2 pseudogenes are annotated in these 629 nt (G+C 64.1%); both read right to left on the bottom strand.

The features are described from left to right. Positions 1-264, bottom strand: a pseudogene (locus EOA28_RS37755) (iron ABC transporter permease); the annotation flags it as partial. Between the two features lie 208 nt (positions 265-472). Beyond that, a pseudogene (locus EOA28_RS40755) lies at positions 473-629 on the bottom strand (iron ABC transporter substrate-binding protein); the annotation flags it as partial.

Genomic DNA, 629 nt, shown 5'->3' with positions numbered 1-629 from the left:
CAGCCGATTGCCCGGCAGGTCGCTGCGTTCGGTCAGCCAAGCCAGCGCCACCGACAGCGCGATGGCGATCGGCACGGTGACGATGACGAGGAGCACCGTGTTGATCAGCAACTCGCCGACGCGCGGGCGGAAGATCAGCGCCACCACCGTATCCCAGCCGGTCTGGATCGCGATCCAGACGATGAAGCCGAGAGGCAGCAGCGCGATGAGCGAGATCAAAGCCGCGGCGAGCGTGATCCACGACATGGCCCGGCGCTTCTTCATTCCGGCCGCCGGCAGCGCGGAAGCCGTGAGGTGGATCGCGGACGCCATCAGTCGGAATAGGCCGCCCGGAAGCGACGTGATGAACCGCGGCCGCGGCCGCAAACGCAGATGATCGTCATCGACGAGGCCATCTCCAAAACAAAAGCGCTCCCACGGAAGCGAGTTCCCGCGGGAGCACGGTCGCTTGCCCTTTTAGGACGAACGCGAACTAAAGCAAGCCGGCTTGCGTCATCAGGTCGATGACCTTCTTGGAATTCAGCGTCGCCGGATCGATTTTCGGCGCCTGCAGGTCGGCCAGCGGCACCAGCTTCGGGTTGGACTGGGCATCCTTGCCGACCGCATATTCATACGACGTGCCCGTTTTC

Source organism: Mesorhizobium sp. M2A.F.Ca.ET.067.02.1.1, from assembly GCF_004023285.1.
Classification (GTDB): Bacteria; Pseudomonadota; Alphaproteobacteria; order Rhizobiales; family Rhizobiaceae; genus Mesorhizobium.
The sequence above is the reverse complement of the archived record's forward strand: the minus strand, read 5'-3'. Positions and strand labels throughout refer to the sequence as shown.